The 15,788-nt window shown below is 51.7% G+C and carries 18 protein-coding genes; 10 read left to right on the top strand and 8 right to left on the bottom strand.

Annotation, left to right across the window (positions count from 1 at the left end):
* Positions 1 to 7: 7 nt before the first annotated feature.
* The 5 genes from ruvC to ACLPHM_RS07730 are packed head-to-tail and all read right to left on the bottom strand — an operon-like array spanning position 8 to position 4,768.
* Positions 8 to 550 (bottom strand): crossover junction endodeoxyribonuclease RuvC, encoded by a 543-nt coding sequence (gene ruvC / locus ACLPHM_RS07750; RefSeq protein WP_430220647.1) that lies wholly within the window; start codon positions 548 to 550, stop codon positions 8 to 10.
* The gene (purH, locus tag ACLPHM_RS07745; protein ID WP_430220646.1) at positions 550 to 2,142 is read right to left on the bottom strand and encodes a bifunctional phosphoribosylaminoimidazolecarboxamide formyltransferase/IMP cyclohydrolase; all 1,593 of its coding nucleotides are present in this window, start codon (positions 2,140 to 2,142) and stop codon (positions 550 to 552) included. Before purH ends, ruvC begins: the two co-directional genes overlap by 1 nt.
* 25 nt (positions 2,143 to 2,167) lie before the next feature.
* Positions 2,168 to 2,407: a helix-turn-helix domain-containing protein gene (locus tag ACLPHM_RS07740; protein WP_135861587.1), complete on the bottom strand. Its 240-nt coding sequence runs from the start codon at positions 2,405 to 2,407 to the stop codon at positions 2,168 to 2,170.
* Positions 2,408 to 2,445: 38 nt separating this feature from the next.
* Positions 2,446 to 3,456, bottom strand: coding sequence for a tRNA dihydrouridine synthase DusB (dusB, locus tag ACLPHM_RS07735; RefSeq protein WP_430220645.1), 1,011 nt, complete (start codon positions 3,454 to 3,456; stop codon positions 2,446 to 2,448).
* A gap of 40 nt (positions 3,457 to 3,496) precedes the next feature.
* Positions 3,497 to 4,768, bottom strand: coding sequence for an FAD-dependent monooxygenase (locus ACLPHM_RS07730; protein ID WP_430220644.1), 1,272 nt, complete (start codon positions 4,766 to 4,768; stop codon positions 3,497 to 3,499).
* Positions 4,769 to 5,064: 296 nt separating this feature from the next.
* Here ACLPHM_RS07730 and ACLPHM_RS07725 point away from each other — a divergent pair, with 296 nt between their 5' ends.
* The 3 genes from ACLPHM_RS07725 to ACLPHM_RS07715 are packed head-to-tail and all read left to right on the top strand — an operon-like array spanning position 5,065 to position 7,798.
* Positions 5,065 to 5,403, top strand: coding sequence for a hypothetical protein (locus tag ACLPHM_RS07725; RefSeq protein WP_430220643.1), 339 nt, complete (start codon positions 5,065 to 5,067; stop codon positions 5,401 to 5,403).
* A 27-nt stretch (positions 5,404 to 5,430) separates the two neighbouring features.
* On the top strand, positions 5,431 to 6,294 hold the full coding sequence (locus tag ACLPHM_RS07720) for a cytochrome c oxidase assembly protein (protein WP_430220642.1): 864 nt from the start codon (positions 5,431 to 5,433) through the stop codon (positions 6,292 to 6,294).
* A gap of 16 nt (positions 6,295 to 6,310) precedes the next feature.
* Positions 6,311 to 7,798, top strand: coding sequence for a M48 family metalloprotease (locus ACLPHM_RS07715; protein WP_430220641.1), 1,488 nt, complete (start codon positions 6,311 to 6,313; stop codon positions 7,796 to 7,798).
* Between the two features lie 2 nt (positions 7,799 to 7,800).
* Here ACLPHM_RS07715 and ACLPHM_RS07710 read toward each other — a convergent pair whose 3' ends face one another.
* Positions 7,801 to 8,907 (bottom strand): YheT family hydrolase, encoded by a 1,107-nt coding sequence (locus ACLPHM_RS07710; RefSeq protein WP_430220769.1) that lies wholly within the window; start codon positions 8,905 to 8,907, stop codon positions 7,801 to 7,803.
* A gap of 52 nt (positions 8,908 to 8,959) precedes the next feature.
* On the bottom strand, positions 8,960 to 9,154 hold the full coding sequence (locus ACLPHM_RS07705; RefSeq protein WP_135862239.1) for a zinc-finger domain-containing protein: 195 nt from the start codon (positions 9,152 to 9,154) through the stop codon (positions 8,960 to 8,962).
* A gap of 282 nt (positions 9,155 to 9,436) precedes the next feature.
* On the opposite strand from ACLPHM_RS07705, the gene ACLPHM_RS07700 reads away from it, so the two are divergent.
* From ACLPHM_RS07700 to ACLPHM_RS07690, 3 genes are all read left to right on the top strand, one after another.
* On the top strand, positions 9,437 to 10,120 hold the full coding sequence (locus tag ACLPHM_RS07700) for an AzlC family ABC transporter permease (RefSeq protein ID WP_430220640.1): 684 nt from the start codon (positions 9,437 to 9,439) through the stop codon (positions 10,118 to 10,120).
* Entirely contained in the window at positions 10,117 to 10,455 is a 339-nt protein-coding gene (locus ACLPHM_RS07695; protein ID WP_430220639.1) for an AzlD domain-containing protein, read from the top strand. The genes ACLPHM_RS07700 and ACLPHM_RS07695 overlap by 4 nt, the downstream gene beginning before the upstream one ends.
* A gap of 108 nt (positions 10,456 to 10,563) precedes the next feature.
* Entirely contained in the window at positions 10,564 to 11,940 is a 1,377-nt protein-coding gene (locus ACLPHM_RS07690) for a DEAD/DEAH box helicase (protein ID WP_430220638.1), read from the top strand.
* On the opposite strand, the gene ACLPHM_RS07685 is transcribed toward ACLPHM_RS07690, so the two are convergent.
* Positions 11,917 to 12,303 carry a thioredoxin family protein gene (locus ACLPHM_RS07685; RefSeq protein ID WP_430220637.1) on the bottom strand — a complete coding sequence of 129 codons (387 nt, stop codon included), beginning with the start codon at positions 12,301 to 12,303 and terminating at the stop codon, positions 11,917 to 11,919. The genes ACLPHM_RS07690 and ACLPHM_RS07685 overlap by 24 nt on opposite strands.
* A gap of 79 nt (positions 12,304 to 12,382) precedes the next feature.
* On the opposite strand from ACLPHM_RS07685, the gene ACLPHM_RS07680 reads away from it, so the two are divergent.
* From ACLPHM_RS07680 to phaP, 4 genes are all read left to right on the top strand, one after another.
* The gene (locus ACLPHM_RS07680) at positions 12,383 to 13,168 is read left to right on the top strand and encodes an EI24 domain-containing protein (protein WP_430220636.1); all 786 of its coding nucleotides are present in this window, start codon (positions 12,383 to 12,385) and stop codon (positions 13,166 to 13,168) included.
* A 33-nt stretch (positions 13,169 to 13,201) separates the two neighbouring features.
* A complete protein-coding gene (locus ACLPHM_RS07675) occupies positions 13,202 to 13,999 on the top strand; it encodes a competence/damage-inducible protein A (protein ID WP_430220635.1) in 798 nt (265 codons plus the stop codon).
* 64 nt (positions 14,000 to 14,063) lie between these two features.
* Positions 14,064 to 14,861 carry an IclR family transcriptional regulator gene (locus ACLPHM_RS07670; protein WP_430220634.1) on the top strand — a complete coding sequence of 266 codons (798 nt, stop codon included), beginning with the start codon at positions 14,064 to 14,066 and terminating at the stop codon, positions 14,859 to 14,861.
* Between the two features lie 246 nt (positions 14,862 to 15,107).
* Positions 15,108 to 15,698, top strand: coding sequence for a TIGR01841 family phasin (gene phaP, locus ACLPHM_RS07665; RefSeq protein WP_430220633.1), 591 nt, complete (start codon positions 15,108 to 15,110; stop codon positions 15,696 to 15,698).
* Positions 15,699 to 15,788: the final 90 nt, after the last annotated feature.

Here is a 15,788-nt window from a genome sequence, read left to right as displayed (position 1 = left end):
GACTCCATTAAGAAATCAGTCGGCCTCCGCGTATGCGGGGTGTAGAGCTTGCTTGTTCCAGCTGAATACCTAAGCGGTTAGTCAGTGGGTAGTGATGGGCGTGACAGATGGCGCATGCTAAGGCATCGGCCGCATCGGGGGCAGGTGGGCCATCCAGACGCAGTAGATGTTGCACCATCATTTGTACTTGTTCTTTGGCGGCGTGACCGCGGCCTACCGTGGTTTTTTTGATTTGTAGGGCGGTGTATTCCATGACGGGCAAATTGCGGTCAGCTAACGCACACAGCGCAGCGCCACGGGCTTGCCCCAATAGAAGCGTAGATTGCGGATTGGTATTGACGAACACATGTTCGATGGCCGCCTGATCAGGCGTATACAGGCCAACAACTTCACGTACGTTATCCAGAATCACCTTTAAACGCTCGGAGAGAGCTAGCTCAGTAGGCACCACGATGGTGCCACTGGCCACATAGGTCAAGCTGGACCCCTGAGCCTCGATCACACCGAAACCGGTGCGTCGTAGGCCAGGGTCAATGCCAAGTATGCGCATTAGTGATAGAAGTGACGTGTGCCGGTGAAGATCATCACAATACCGCGTTCGTTAGCGGCTGCAATTACTTCGTCGTCACGGATACTGCCACCGGGTTGAATCACGCAGGTAGCACCTGCATCAGCAACCACGTCCAGACCATCACGGAAGGGGAAGAAAGCATCAGACGCTACGGCAGAACCTTGCAGGGTCAGGCCAGCGTTAGAGGCTTTAATAGAAGCAATACGTGCGGAGTCTACGCGGCTCATTTGGCCAGCACCTACGCCCAATGTCATACCGCCAGCGGTAAACACAATAGCGTTGGATTTCACGTATTTAGCCACGTTCCATGCAAACAGCATGTCTTGCAGTTGTTGTTCTGTAGGCTGCTTCTCGGAAACCACTTTGAAGTTTTCCACAGCGTCGCGGTAGGTGTCAGGCGTTTGTACCAACCAGCCGCCGCCCACACGCTTCACGTTGAAGTCGTTATGGGATTGGCCATCAGGTATTACCAACACGCGTACGTTTTTCTTCTGAGCCAGAATATCCAGCGCTTCTGGGGAGTAAGAAGGTGCCAGCAATACTTCCAAGAACTGAGCGCTGATGGCGGTGGCTGCTGCAGCATCTACAGTACGGTTCAGGGCGATGATGCCGCCAAATGCCGAGGTGGGATCAGTTTTCAGTGCTTGTTGGTAAGCAGCCAATGGTGTGTCACCCAAGGCTACGCCGCAAGGGTTGGAGTGCTTAACAATCACACATGCACCGGCGTCAAAACTGCGTACGCATTCCCATGCTGCATCAGCATCGGCAATGTTGTTGTAGGACAGTTCTTTGCCTTGCAGTTGTTGGTAGTTACCCAGCAAACCACGGCCTACTTCTTGGTCTTTGTAGAAGGCGGCACTTTGGTGTGGGTTTTCGCCGTAACGCAATGCTTGAGATTGGTGCAGTTGCAGGCTCAATACCTGTGGCCATTCTTCGCGTTCAGGTGTGCTCTCAGCAGCAGGCTCAGGGTTGGTCAGGCTGCTCAGGTAAGAGGCAATAGCACCATCGTAGGACGCTGTGTGTGCGTACACTTTGCCAGCCAATTCCAAACGCAATGCGTAGCTGGTGCGACCTTCGTCTGCATCCATCTCAGCCAAGATACGGCTGTAATCCAGAGGGTCGATGACAACGGTTACGCCACCTGCTGGGCTACCGTGGTTTTTCGCTGCTGCACGCAACATAGCTGGGCCGCCAATATCGATGTTTTCGATGGCGTCGCCAAAACTACAGTCTTTTTTCGCAATGGTTTCGCGAAATGGGTACAGGTTCACTGCCAACAGGTCGATGCGGCTGATGCCGTGTTCTTCCAGTGTTTTCAGGTGAGCAGCATCGTCACGTCTAGCCAACAAGCCGCCGTGAATTTTTGGGTGCAGGGTTTTAACGCGGCCATCCAGAATTTCTGGGGAGCCGGTGTGCTCGGCCACTTCGGTGACGGACAAGCCAGCTTCTTTCAACAACTTAGCAGTGCCGCCAGTAGAGAGTAGGCGTACGCCACGGCTAGCTAGCGCTTGGGCGAAATCAACAATGCCGGTTTTGTCGGAAACCGAGAGCAAAGCGGTCTGGATTTTCATGAGAGTAGACGAGAGTAGTTAAAAATCAGGGTTGTAGATTATGCGATTGCAGCTTTTTACGCAGAGTGCTGCGGGTAATACCCAGCATCTCAGCAGCTTTGGACTGGTTGCCCTGGGTACGCTCCAGTGCCACTTGAAGAACAGGGCGTTCGACACAACTGATGACCATGGCCAGCATATCGCGCGGCTCAGATTCGCCTAGGTCAGCAAAATAACGCTCTAGGCGGTCTCTGACAGATTGTTCTAGTGGGTTGGTAGTAGACATATTTTCTAAATTGGGTGTAACAGGCAACGCTGTTCCGATCAGGCAACAGCAGGTTCGTTTACAAAAGGTGCAGTAGGATCGCGTTGATCAAACCACTGCGATATAGCGTGAAACTGTTCGTGCGTAGTTTCGATCTTATTAATCTGATCTAACCACGTCCGGATATCCGGAAGATGGGCGAAATACCACCCTATGTGTTTACGGGCAGTACGTACGCCCGTGAACTCACCGTAGAAAGCGTAATGGTCTTCTAGGTGTTCCAGCAACACATCGCGCAACTCACCAAAGGTGGGTGGTGCGAGGTGCTCACCATGTTGCAGGTAATGATTGATTTCTCTGAAAATCCAGGGGCGGCCCTGTGCTGCTCGGCCTACCATGATTGCGTCGGCCTCAGTGTACTGTAGTACGTATTTGGCTTTTTCGGGACTATCGATATCCCCATTAGCAATCAGGGGTATATCTACCTCTTGCTTAACGTGGCGAATAGTGTCGTATTCGGCTTCGCCCTGGTACAGATCGCAGCGCGTACGGCCGTGCAACGTGAGGGCGGCAATACCGCTTTCGCGTGCTAAACGGGCAATACGTAATGCGTTTTTTGATTCTCTATCCCAGCCGGTACGGGTTTTCAGTGTAACTGGTACATCTAGGGGCTGGCAGGCTGCTACAACGCTTTCCAATATAGCGGCAATGCGGGGCTCATCACGCAATAATGCGGAGCCAGACGCCACATTGCACACTTTTTTAACGGGGCAGCCCATATTGATATCAATGATGCGTGCGCCTTTTTCAACATTAAAGCGGGCGGCTTCGGCCATCATTTCGGGGTCGGAACCTGCAATCTGTACCGCAATAGGGGCGGTTTCACCTTGGTGGTCTATGCGTCTAGAGGTTTTAACGCTGTTCCACAACTTGGGGTTGCTAGCAGCCATCTCTGATACGGCATGGCCCGCTCCCAACGCTTTGCACAGACGTCGGTAAGGACGATCCGTCACCCCTGCCATAGGGGCAACAAAGACAGGGTTAGCGAAGGACCAGGAGCCTATATGCATAAAACAGAGATAGTGAGGCCTGCTCAATGCAGGCCAAGGTTCAGATTCGGGTGCCTTGCAACAGGTGCGTGGCTAAGGAATTTTTTGTTGCAGCAAACAGGTCCATGCCTAGCAAACCCAGACCACATGCGTGTTGCAGCAGTGGGTTGGTGGTGCTGAAAACACGCGGCAATATATCGGTGACACCAAGGGTCAGCCATCGGTCTTGTCGTCGCGTGTTGGCATAGTGAGCAAGTACGGGTGCAGCATCATTTGTGGGGCAGGCTAGCCAAGGGCGTAACACTTGCGCAAGTTGCGCTGCATCGCGTAATCCTAAGTTTAACCCCTGACCCGCAACTGGGTGCAAGGTTTGCGCCGCATTCCCGATCGCTACAGTGTGGTGGTCGGGCAACGTAGCGCCTGCGTATAGGCTCAACGGGAACACCGATCGTTTCTCTACAACGCTTAGGTTCCCCATGCGCGAACCGAAGGCGGCTTGTGCGTGGCGGTTGAACTCTTCCTCGGGCATAGCCGCGAGATTGGCCGCTATTTCTGGGGGATTGCACCATACCAGAGCAAATAAATCGTCGCCATCAGGATGGGGGAGCAGGGCAAAAGGGCCATTTTTGGTAAAACGCTCATAGGCCCACCCTTTTTTCGGCAGTTGGCTGCGTAGGGTACTGATCACACCGTGTTGTTTGTAGTTTCTATGCATGCCTTGGGGGCGCACGCCATCGGAGAGCACGCGTACACGCGTACTGAACTGACCTTGATCTGTCACGATAAGGTTGGCCTGTTGCAGGCTTTTGGTGGCGTCTATGTCGGCGTGCAAGAAGTGTATAGGGCTGCGAGCAATAGCGGCATGCAAAGTACGCAAAACGGTGTCATAGCGTATGACGGCACCCAAAAAGGGCACCTGCAACTCGGATGCTTCTATCAATGCCCGGCCTAATCTACCTTGCTGAGAAACGTGCACCGTTTCCATCGTCGCCAAGCCCGTTTCCGGCCACGCCTGTACGCCTTTTAACAGCATGGCACTACCGTGATTCAACGCTAAGGCGCGAGGATCTCCGGGTGTAACCGTGCTGTGCTCAGGCATAGGGCGGCCGATAAGGGCGATGCGGCTGGGATCGGGGGCCAGTTGTGCTAGCTGTAATGCTAGGGCGCAACCTACCGGCCCGGCGCCGCAAATGACTAGATCGTAATCAGTGGCGTGCATGGCGTTGGAGTCAAAGCAAAGAGTGCTGGCATTGTAACGGATGCCTGCTGGGTCAGCCTTGATAATGCCAAAACCGAACGGCTTTTTGCGGCCTGTGGTGCTGATGTTGCGCATAGGGGGCGTTCTTTGGCCACGGCTTGAGTCATTGGGTTAGATTGGCTAAAATATTGCCAACTTAACTTTAAAAGGACTGTGTGGTGAATCCAGACCCCGGTGAAAGTAGCAGCCAGCATTGGCTGGCAACTTATTAACCAGGCGCGTTAGGCTAGAGCCTTCTCTACACAGCCACGCCCTGGTGCTACACAAAGCAAAAGGGCGTGTTATTCCTCACTAGAATCTCACGTCATTACTGTCCCTCTATGTTTTTGATCCTGGGCGCGCTTCGCGTTGCCGGGAGATGGGAGATGGCGATGAAAATCTTCAATCGTTTTTTACGTCGGGCTGGTGTACAGCAGCCTGTGGTTCGTTCAGCATCGGCCTCTGAGTCGCGGCTGTCCGTGTTGTGCATGCGTCAAGATATGGCGTCTGTGCGCAAACGTATCTATACCGACTTTCAAGCAGCTGGTCTGCGTGTGAGCAACTTAAGTGTGGAACATGCCTCGCATGAAAATGCCAAAGCGTGTGTAACCATCAGTTGCCCTCCGGAAATGCGTCCAGAGCTTATGACACAAGCCCGTAGGCTGCGCGATAATCCAGCTATTTTGAATGTGCAATGGGAACCGCGTCAGCGCAGTAATGCATTAAACTAGAGCCTGTTATGTTGAATACGGGCTCTCATGATCGTTATTGACTGGCTTACCCCTTGGGAATTCTCGCCTACGCTGGTGGTGTTGTTTATCGCCAGCGCATGGCTATTCTGGCGTGGTGCCAGGGTGCACCACGTAGGTAGATTCAGGCAGTGGTTGTTCTGGGTAGGCCTGATCATGCTGTATCTCTCGTTGCATACTCGTGTGGATTACTATGCCGAACGCATGTTCTTTATCCACCGGTTGCAGCACTTGGTGTTGCACCATTTAGGGCCACTCATCATCATGGGTGCCTACCCTGGGCAGGTGATGCGAGCTGGGCTGCCTATGTCTTGGCGCTATAAGCTGCGCGATTTTCGTGCAACAGGCATAGGCAAAGTGACCGAGCGCTTGCTCACGCATCCTCTACTGATTCCCTTTTTATTCGTATTCTTTGTTCTCATCTGGTTACTGCCTATCCCGCAGTTCTACTCCATGATTGATTGGCGTTTGTATCGCTTCATGAATTGGTCGGTAGTGATTAGCGGTGTGCTGTACTGGAACCTGATTCTGGATAGACGCCCCAGCCCGCCCGCAGCCATGCGACCGGTAGGCAGGGTGTTGTCGCCCATTATCACCATGACACCGCAAATCATTGTGGGTGTATGGATTACTTTCTCTGCCAACGATCTTTACCCCATTTTTGATTTATGTGGGCGAGCAATTCCTTCTATTAATGCCTTAGAAGATCAAGGTATGGGTGGAATCATCATGTGGGTATTGGCAGGTTTGGTAGAGACTTTCGGCGTTATTTATGCGCTGGCAACGGTCATGCGATTGTCTAGCCGTAATCGTCTACCTTTGCCGCTACGTAAAACCCCCGCTGTTGCGCAACTAAAAAAAAGTGCCTCCTAACTCGGAAGGAATGGTTATGAGTTTCAAGCGAACTTTGCTGTCATCAGCGCTGGCGCTTTCCCTATTAGTACAACCTACCATGATGGTTCAGGCTCAGCCTGCAGGCATACCGTCTATGGGAGCGGCATCCGGTGCAGAGTTAACGCCTGGGTTAGAAAAGTTGCTGGGCGATGCCATCATGGAGCAAGGGCGTCGCGACCCTACCTATATTGCTGACCTGATGGTTGAGCAGTATTTGAGTGAAGTAGGTCAGCGTCTAGCTAAACATGCGCCCGACTCATTGCAGCAGAACATCACCATCTTTGCGCTGCGTGATCCGGAGATCAACGCGTTTGCGTTGCCGGGTGGTTATATAGGTATTAACAGTGGCCTGGTGTTGGCCTCTAAAAGTGAGGCTGAACTCGCGTCTGTAATAGGGCACGAGATCGCCCACGTAGCACAACGCCACATTGCACGCGGTATGACGCAAAGCTCGCAATCGGGTCATATTATGATTGCGGCGATGGTGGGTGCGTTGCTAGCCGCCTTATCCGGTAGTGCGGATTTAGCGATGGGGGTGGCTACTTTTGGTCAAGCGGCTGCTATAGATAGACAGTTGGGGTTTTCTAGACAGGCTGAGCAAGAGGCTGACCGGGTAGGCTTTCAGATGCTACAGAAAGCAGGGTACGACCCTACCGGTATGGCAGATATGTTCAAACGTTTGATGGAAGTATCGCGTTTGAATGAAGGGCCGCGTAATGTGTATGCCAGTACTCACCCGTTATCATTGCAGCGTTTGTCTGACATAGAAAGCCGTATAACGTCACTGAGCAGAGAGAACTTCCACCAAGATCCTACCTTCTGGTATGTGCGTGCGGCACTGCGAGTCATACAGGCTAAAAGCGGAAGTAATCTGCAAAATGCCATGCAAGCCATGCGCAGCGAGGCTGAAAGTGGTAGTGGTGTGCAGCGATCAGCGGCTGAGTACGGTTTAGCGTATGCCGCGTGGCAGCGCAGGGATTTTGCTACCGCTGAACAGCATTTAACGGCAGCGCGAGATGGTGGGCGTTACCAGTCTAGCGCGTTAGATGTGTTGGCGATTAACCTAGCGCAAGGCCAAGGCGAGTTCCAGCAAGCAGCCACATTGGCAGATCAAGCACGCCGTCGGTGGCCGGATAGCCAAGCCGTAGCGTTGGTGTATGTGCAGTCGTTGCAGCAACAGCGCCAAGAGCAGCAAGCGGTGGATTACCTCACGACAGTGTTACGCAAGTGGCCGCATATTCCACAGTTTCAAAAGTTCTTGGCCGAGGGCTATGAGCGTTTGGGCGAACCCATCGCGGCTCGTAAGGCCATGGCGAAGTACTACCAAATGATTGGTGCGCTACCTACGGCGGTCGAGCAGTTGCAGCAAGCACGCTCACGCAGTAAAGACTTCTATGAGCAGTCTGAACTGGATGTGCAAATTAGAGAGTTGCGTAGCCGCTTAGAATCCGAACGCTTATTGTTAGAACGTTTCCGTTCTTAAGCTTATTGGCCGGTTTCAAAAAATAGCGCTAATCGTGCCGGCAACCAATTGATGTTGCCGGGAAACGCCCCAGTAGTGAAGCCCACATGCCCACCTTGAGAAGGTTGGTGCAGCACTACGTGTTCAGACACGTCTTGCAGGGTAGGTAAGGAGCTAGGCGGCACAAAGGGGTCGTTGCGTGCATTCAGTACCAACGTAGGTAGTTGAATGCGATTCAAAAACTGTTTACTGGATGATTTGGTCCAGTATTCCAGTGCATGTTTGAAACCGTGCATGGGTGCTGTGTACACATCATCAAAGTCACGCAACGTACGTGCATGGTTTAGGCGCAGGATATCGATCATGCCGGGGAAGCGGCGTGATTTGTCGAAAATCTTGCTTTTCATGCTACGTAGAAAATACGGACAGTAAATATAGCGGCCTACAAATCCCGTCGATAAACGTTCGCCACAGGCTACTAAGTCGGTGGGTACGGAAACGGCTGCGCTGGCTTTGATCCAGTCGGTTTGTTCGGCATGTTCGCCCAAATGCTTGAGCATGGCATTGCCGCCTAACGATACCCCTACTGTATGCCAACTGGCTTGGGGTAGGCGTTGTCGTACGGTTTGCAGCATGAACGAAATTTCGTCACTGTCACCGGAGTAGTAGGCACGGGCCATACGGTTAGGAAACCCAGAACAGCCTCGGAAATGGGCCACCACAACTACCCAGCCGCGCGCACGAAAGTATTGGGCGATGGCTTGAGCGTAATGGCTGTCGCTACTGCCTTCTAAGCCGTGAAATAAAATCAGGGCTTGTAGATTTTGGTGCTGTGACAGGCTTTTCCAATCTTCGGGTTGCAGCCAACGACGCGCGGCCGTTTTTTGCAGATGGGCGTCTTTGCCCGCCATGGTGCCATCGGCAAGGCGGTCGGCAAATAAACCGGGGCCAGCCCAATCTAAATCAACGAAGTCGCCATCAGGTGTGTCCACGCGTTCTCGTACAAACGCAATATTGTGGTGTTGGGCACAATACGCGCTGTAAATGGTTTGCAGGTGTCCTCCGGGTAACCAGACGGGGAGAGGGCACGGCGAGAGGTCGAGTTTGGCTGTCACAAGATGAAGCGTAATGGAGATGAGCCTAAGCAGGCAGTCATGCTAGGCAGCAGTGGACGTGAAAAGTTTAGTGGTGAGAATGATCACCGATCACTTTGTACGTAGTACCGCAGTAAGGACAGCTAGCTTCGCCGGTTTTGCTGGTATCGATAAATACGCGTGGGTGCATATTCCACAATGGTGTGTGTGGACCAGGGCAATGTACGGGAAGGTCTTCGCTAGGTACTTCGATAATGTCGTTTTGGTGTTGCGTGTTGCTCATGGTGCGATCCTGTATCAACAAGGTGATTTTTCCATGCCGTCTATTGTAGCAAGCCCATGCGGGCTTAGGCAGTTCAGTAAGATTCTGTTTGGTTTCTGTTTGGTGTACGAGCAGTTTGTTGTTTTGATCCCATAGCACCGTGGTTGCGTATGGGGTGTGTAGGGGAATTGCGCTACCATTTATCCACATGAATGCATAGAAACTGCGTGTAGAGAAAAGGTTGTGGGAGCAATTAGAAAAATAAAACAGCACTGGCCGGATGCAACGCGGCGGTCGTGGTTTATGCAAGGCGTTCAAGACTTGCTGCCCACCATGATCGCTACCTCCGTGTGGGGGTTTGTGACAGGCGTAGCTATGCTGAAATCTGGCCTCACAGAAGCGATGGCTTCTTGGATGACCGTGTTGGTGTATGCCGGCTCGGCGCAGCTAACGTCGCTTCCTCTGATCGAATCTCGTTCACCGTTATGGTTGGTCTTTGTGGCGGCCTGTATTGTGAATATACGGTTTGTGATTTTCTCTGCCGCGATGTATCCCTTCTTTAGGCACTTAAGTTGGAAGAAGCGTTTAGGCTTGGGCTATCTGACTGGCGATATTAGTTTTGTATTATTCATGGCACGTTTTGGCGAGAGTGCTCAACGTGGCATTCCTCAGCACGTGTGGTACTTGATGGGCGCCGTTGTTCCTGGCTGGATTGTTTGGCAGGTAGCGTCTATTGCGGGTATCTTTTTTGGCACCTTTATTCCTGATGATTGGTCGCTAGAGTTTGCGGCTGTATTGGCGTTGCTAGCCGTTTTGTTACCGTTGGTAGCAACGCGTCCGCTCTTTGCCTGTCTCGTTGTAGCGGGTGTTGTGGCATGGGCTGGGCAGCTGTTGCCACTGCGCTTAGGCTTGCTTGCTGCCGTCATCTGTGGCGTGATAGCGGGCGTGGTAGTTGAACAACTGCAACGCAAGAGGACGACCCCATGAGTACGCAATGGCAGTATGATTGGTATGTTTTAGCGGTTATAGGGTTGCTATTTGTATGCAGCTTGATAACCCGCTCCGGTTATTGGTTAATTGGTGACCACCTACCATTGCCGGACTCGGTACGCCGAGCGTTGCGTTACGCACCGGTGGCAGCACTGATTGCTATTATTGTTCCTGAACTTCTGCCCTGGCGAGCAGGCAGTTCCCCTGAAATTGATATCAAGGCAATTGCAGCAATTTTTGCGGTACTGGCTTATTTGCGTACACGTAACACGCTTGTCGTGATTATTGCGGGTATGGTGATGTTTTGGCTGTTGAAGTACTTCTTTGCCTGATTGCCGGCCTGCCTCGGGCCCATATAGTAAACGGGATGGCATCGTGATGATGCTCCGTTGCCCTTGCATTCACCTGATGACACGCCACTCAGGTCTTATACTTTTTCCATGAAAGAAGCCACAAGTTTCGACGTTACACAATCTTTTTCTGACTTTGGCCTACATCCGGCCATTCTTGCTGCCGTCTTAGGCGCTGGCTATAGTCAACCTACGCCCATACAAGCGCAAGCTTTGCCTCCGGTTATGGATGGCCGAGATGTGATGGGGGCGGCACAAACAGGAACTGGTAAAACGGCTGCGTTCTCGTTGCCTATCCTGCATAGGCTGATGCCATTGGCGAATAGCAGTGCTTCGCCTGCACGCCACCCCGTGCGCGCATTGATCCTGACACCCACGCGTGAGTTAGCCGACCAAGTCGCTGCTAGCGTGCGTTTATATACACAAGGTACGCCGCTACGTTCGGCAGTCGTGTTTGGTGGTGTAGATATTGCGCCTCAGAAAGATACGCTACGTCGTGGGTGTGAAATTCTGGTGGCCACACCAGGGCGCTTGTTGGATCACATTGAACAAAAAACGGTGAATCTGTCTCAGGTCGGCATTTTGGTGCTGGATGAGGCCGATCGTATGCTAGACATGGGCTTCATGCCCGACTTGTTGCGTATTGTGCAGATGCTGCCTAAGCAGCGCCAAAGCTTGTTGTTCTCGGCTACCTTTAGCCCAGAAATCCGCAAGTTGGCTTCTAACTTCTTGCGTGACCCTGTCACCATCGAAGTGGCTGCGCGCAACGCGACGGCTGATACGGTGACTCAGGTGGTGTACGCTTTACGCCCCGAGCAGAAACGTGCAGCGGTTAGCCATATCGTGAAGTCCAAAGGCTTAAAGCAAGTGATTGCGTTCACCAATACCAAAGCCGGTGCAGCACGTCTAGCACGTGAGCTGGAACGTGATGGCTTGAAAGCCGAATCCATTCACGGTAACAAAAGCCAGCTTGAGCGCATGAAAGTACTGGATGCGTTTAAAGCAGAAGAGTTAGATGTGTTGGTGGCGACTGACGTTGCTGCGCGTGGTCTGGATGTGGCCGGTGTGCCTTGCGTGATCAACGTAGACTTACCATTTAGCGCTGAAGATTACGTGCACCGAATTGGTCGTACAGGTCGTGCAGGGGCAAGTGGTGAGGCCTTTTCGTTGTACTCACCTGCTGAGCAGCCTTTATTGGATGCCATCGAGAAACTGATTGGCCGGAAGATCAAACAAGAAACACCACAGTTGGCTGAGCCTCGCGAGCGTAGCAATCACAACGGTAACAGTAATAGCAGCAACAACCGTCGTAGCTACAGCCGCAATCAAGCACCGCTGGATGATTTCTTTACCAAGCCTTATCAGCCCCAATCTGCAGCACCTAGTACCACGCAAGAGTCCCGCTCTGGTAATGGCGAGACCCGTAAGCGTTCGGTAGGGGTGTTACTTGGCGGCGGTCGCTACTAAGTCAGTAAATTGCCCAGGGCCCGTGTTAGTGAGCACGGGCATCTCTGCGGCGTGATCCAGCAAACGTTGTAAATGCTCTATGTGCGGCAATACGCTGCCAAAAAACAGTGTGCCTTGGCTGTTTTGCACTAATAGCGTGGGGAAGTCGTCTACGTCGGCATCGCCCAGCAGTTCTTCATTTTCTTCCACATCTACCCATACAAACACGGCCTGCGGATACTGTGCACTTAATGACGTGAACAGTGGTTGATAGGCCGTACAGGTTTTGCACCATGCGGCGCAGTAACACACTACCAACAGTTCTGGGTGTGGCCCTTGTAGACGTTGTTGCAGGGCTGGTAGGTCGTCAGGTAAAAAATGCATGGCGGGTGTTGAACGTTACAAGTTAGAAGTGTCTAAGTATGCATTATCATAGCCCCATTCAACCTTTGTAGATGTTTTGATGACGACGCAACACTCTTTTTCTTCTAGCGTGGGACGCGTGCTGTTTACTCTCAAACAAGCCGCTGTTTCACAGTTACACCCCAAAATGCTGGCGGCTTTGCTACTGCCTATAGTGGTGGCATTGGTGGGGGTGATCATCATGCTCTGGACGTTGTGGACCCCTTTGAGCCTCTATGTAGGCAATTGGATGAACCACTCAGAATGGTTGAACCAGACAGATGGTTGGTTTGCGCAACAAGGTTGGTTGAGCTGGTTTAGCTTAAGCGCGAGCCTGATCCCTATTATTGTGGTGCTGATTATTTTTCCCGCTTCTGGTGCGCTAGGCATGATTGTGGCCTCTATCTTTGTGATGCCCTTGGCGCTGGCGCATGTGCAGCAAAAATACTATCCAGATTTAAAACAAGAAAGCAGTAATGCCACGTTGTTGAGCGTATCGAATGCGATCAGTGTGGGTATTATTTTTATGGTGGGTTGGGTATTAACCATGCCACTGTGGCTCATTCCCTTTTTGGGATTCTTAGTGCCGTTGTTTTGGGGTAGCTTCTTGTTTACCCGTTTGCTGCGCATGGACTCGCTGGTTGAGCATGCGGATGGGGCGGAGCGCGATGAGATTATGGCCAAAAACAAGCGTGAATACTGGCTCTTAGGGCTGGCGATGGCGTTGTTAAACTTTTTACCACCGGCGTGGTTAGTGTTGCCAGTGTTCTCGGCGTTGGCCTTTTCTCATTTCTCGTTACAGCAATTGCATCAGTTACGTTCTCAAGAGCGCCTAACTAGAGGATAATGGCCTTTTGTCATTGATGGGATAGCGTACGGCATGGCAGAGCAACAACGAATTCGCCTGATTATTATTGGCGATGAAATTCTTTCTGGACGACGTCAAGACAAGCATTTCTCAAGCTTGGTAGAGATGTTGGCACAGCGTGGCATGCGACTCAGTGGCGCAGAAATCATTTCTGATGATCCCGCACACATAGAAGAAACCTTGCGCCGTAGTTTTGCGACGCCCGATATTGTGTTCTGTTGTGGCGGTATTGGTGCAACGCCCGATGACCAAACTCGTCAATCAGCCGCGCGTGCATTAGGTGTGCCACTACAGTTGCACCCCGAGGCTGCTGCGCTGATTAACGAGCGTAGCCAAGAAATGGCCGCCGCTGGTAAAGGCAGTGCTGATCCTAACCACCCTGAAAACCAGCAGCGTTTGCAGATGGGTGTGTTTCCAGAAGGGGCAGAAATCGTCCCTAACCCATTCAATAAAATCCCCGGGTTTTTCATTCAGAACCATACCTTCATGCCCGGTTTTCCGGTGATGGCATGGCCCATGATGAAATGGACGCTGGATACCCGCTACAGCGCGTTACAGCACCGACAGCCCAGCATGGAATATTCCTTTTTGGCCTTTGGTTTGCCTGAGTCTCGCATCACACCAGCATTGGAGTCGGTGGAGCAACAATGGCCGGGCATCAAAGTGTTTAGCTTGCCTAGCGTCGGTGAGGCCGGTGGTCGCCCCCATATAGAACTGGGTGTGAAAGGCGAAGCTCAAGCAGCCGCGGCTGCATTGCAGTTTCTACGGCTAGAGGTAGAGCGTTTGGGTGGTGAGCTCTCCGCTTCCTAAAATGACTTGCTTTAGTTGATACATTTCCATAATATGGGAATGTTGCGCTGCATCAAATAATCTTATGTCACGACCAGCTACTAATCCTTCCTCCAGTTCTCCGTTTGGTTCAGGTGTAATCACCATTCAAGTACTGGAGCGCGCCATGATCCTTCTGGATGAATTGGCCCGCCAATCCGAACCTGTTCCCCTTAAAGATCTTTCCAAGGCTACTGGCCTGCACACCTCTACTGCCCACCGAATTCTGAATGATTTGGTAGTAGGGCGGTATGTAGAGCGTGTGGATAGCGGCTTATACCGTTTGGGTATGCGTTTGCTGGAATTAGGCTCGTTGGTAAAAGGTCGCTTGGACGTACGAGCGGTAGCGTTAGAACCTATGCGCGAGTTGCATCGTATCACCGGACAAACGGTAAACCTGTCTTTGCAGCAAGCAGACGAAATTGTGTATGTAGAGCGTGCGTGGAGCGAGAACTCTGGCATGCAGGTAGTGCGCGCTATTGGTGGTCATGCCCCTTTGCATTTAACCTCTACAGGCAAATTGTTTTTGTCTACTTGGGAAAGTCGTCAAGTGCGTGCTTACGTCATGCGCACAGGCTTATCAGGCACGACACGCAATAGTATTACGCAAATCGAAGACCTGGATCGCGAGCTAGCGTTGGTACGACGACATGGTTATGCGCGGGATAATGAAGAACTAGAATTAGGTGTGCGTTGCATAGCTGCTGGGATTTACGACGATACGGGTAAACTGCGAGCAGGCTTATCGTTATCAGCTCCGGCCGAGCGCATGCGTGACGACTGGATACCTGTATTAATGAGCACGGCCAAAACCATTTCGCATGCCTTGGGACATGGTCACTAAACAATAACCGGACACCGTAAAACGTAGTCCGGTTTTTTTATATCTATATAACGTACTGATAATAAAAAGCTCTCTGTTGTGCATGCAAACCAACTATTTGGTCGTATGTACTTGACCGCAGTGGCGTAAGATGTAAAATGATTGTTATGTTGCATTGCAGCATGAGGGTAACCGTAGGGTAGCGTTAACGGTCAGCCTTCCTCGTAAGTTGTCTCCTTACACTTTACTCCACCAGAGGTTAACGACATGAGCACCCCACAACAGCAATTCATCGCCACAGGCAAAGCCAATTTAGATAATTTGGTTGCAGCACAAAATCGCATGTTTGCCGGTTTTGAAGCGCTGATTGATTTGAACCTGACAGTGTTCAAATCTTCTTTGGAAAATCTGGCTGAAAAAAGCCAACAAGTTGCTAGCTTGAAAAACCCAGAGCAAGCTTCTTCCTTCGCTACTACATTGTTGCAACCTTCCGCTGAAGGCGCACTGAACTACAGTCAGCAAGTGTTTGACATCATTGCTGGTCTGCAACGTGATCTGGGCAACCTGACAGAAGCTCAAATCAACCAAAACCAACAGCAAGTTAGCCAGCTGATCGAGCAAGCCGAGAAAAATGCTCCAGCCGGTAGCGAAAGCTTCTTTGCTGTGTTGAAAACTGCTGTGCTGAACTCCACTCACGTGGCTGACAGCATGGTTAAAGCTGGCCGCCAAGTAAGCGATGTGGTTGATTCCAATATCACTGCTGCTCGTAACGCCGCTGTTAAAGCCACAGAAAAAGCTGCTGAAGCTGTAGAGAAAACGGTAAGCCGTGCAACACGCGCTGCTTCCACACCAGCCTAACACGCTGCATGGCAGCCAATAGGCTGCCAGTACCTCATCTGCGTTGTATATTTTCCCCCGACAGGTTCGGGGGATTTTTTTGTCTGATGT

It is taken from the genome of Paenalcaligenes sp. Me131, assembly GCF_050487225.1.
Lineage (GTDB): Bacteria > Pseudomonadota > Gammaproteobacteria > Burkholderiales > Burkholderiaceae_B > Paenalcaligenes.
Note: the sequence above shows the minus strand (reverse complement) of the source record. Positions and strands in the feature narration are given on the sequence as shown.

Excerpts from the sequence above, each read along its gene's own strand:
- ACLPHM_RS07705 (WP_135862239.1), bottom strand. The coding sequence starts at position 9,154 with ATGAGCAACACGCAACACCAAAACGACATTATCGAAGTACCTAGCGAA.
- ACLPHM_RS07725 (WP_430220643.1), top strand. The coding sequence starts at position 5,065 with ATGAAAATCTTCAATCGTTTTTTACGTCGGGCTGGTGTACAGCAGCCT.
- ACLPHM_RS07730 (WP_430220644.1), bottom strand. The coding sequence starts at position 4,768 with ATGCGCAACATCAGCACCACAGGCCGCAAAAAGCCGTTCGGTTTTGGC.
- phaP (WP_430220633.1), top strand. The coding sequence starts at position 15,108 with ATGAGCACCCCACAACAGCAATTCATCGCCACAGGCAAAGCCAATTTA.
- ACLPHM_RS07680 (WP_430220636.1), top strand. The coding sequence starts at position 12,383 with ATGACGACGCAACACTCTTTTTCTTCTAGCGTGGGACGCGTGCTGTTT.
- ACLPHM_RS07740 (WP_135861587.1), bottom strand. The coding sequence starts at position 2,407 with ATGTCTACTACCAACCCACTAGAACAATCTGTCAGAGACCGCCTAGAG.
- ACLPHM_RS07675 (WP_430220635.1), top strand. The coding sequence starts at position 13,202 with ATGGCAGAGCAACAACGAATTCGCCTGATTATTATTGGCGATGAAATT.
- ACLPHM_RS07720 (WP_430220642.1), top strand. The coding sequence starts at position 5,431 with ATGATCGTTATTGACTGGCTTACCCCTTGGGAATTCTCGCCTACGCTG.
- purH (WP_430220646.1), bottom strand. The coding sequence starts at position 2,142 with ATGAAAATCCAGACCGCTTTGCTCTCGGTTTCCGACAAAACCGGCATT.
- ACLPHM_RS07685 (WP_430220637.1), bottom strand. The coding sequence starts at position 12,303 with ATGCATTTTTTACCTGACGACCTACCAGCCCTGCAACAACGTCTACAA.
- ACLPHM_RS07715 (WP_430220641.1), top strand. The coding sequence starts at position 6,311 with ATGAGTTTCAAGCGAACTTTGCTGTCATCAGCGCTGGCGCTTTCCCTA.
- ACLPHM_RS07700 (WP_430220640.1), top strand. The coding sequence starts at position 9,437 with ATGCAAGGCGTTCAAGACTTGCTGCCCACCATGATCGCTACCTCCGTG.
- ACLPHM_RS07690 (WP_430220638.1), top strand. The coding sequence starts at position 10,564 with ATGAAAGAAGCCACAAGTTTCGACGTTACACAATCTTTTTCTGACTTT.
- ACLPHM_RS07670 (WP_430220634.1), top strand. The coding sequence starts at position 14,064 with ATGTCACGACCAGCTACTAATCCTTCCTCCAGTTCTCCGTTTGGTTCA.
- ruvC (WP_430220647.1), bottom strand. The coding sequence starts at position 550 with ATGCGCATACTTGGCATTGACCCTGGCCTACGACGCACCGGTTTCGGT.
- dusB (WP_430220645.1), bottom strand. The coding sequence starts at position 3,456 with ATGCATATAGGCTCCTGGTCCTTCGCTAACCCTGTCTTTGTTGCCCCT.
- ACLPHM_RS07695 (WP_430220639.1), top strand. The coding sequence starts at position 10,117 with ATGAGTACGCAATGGCAGTATGATTGGTATGTTTTAGCGGTTATAGGG.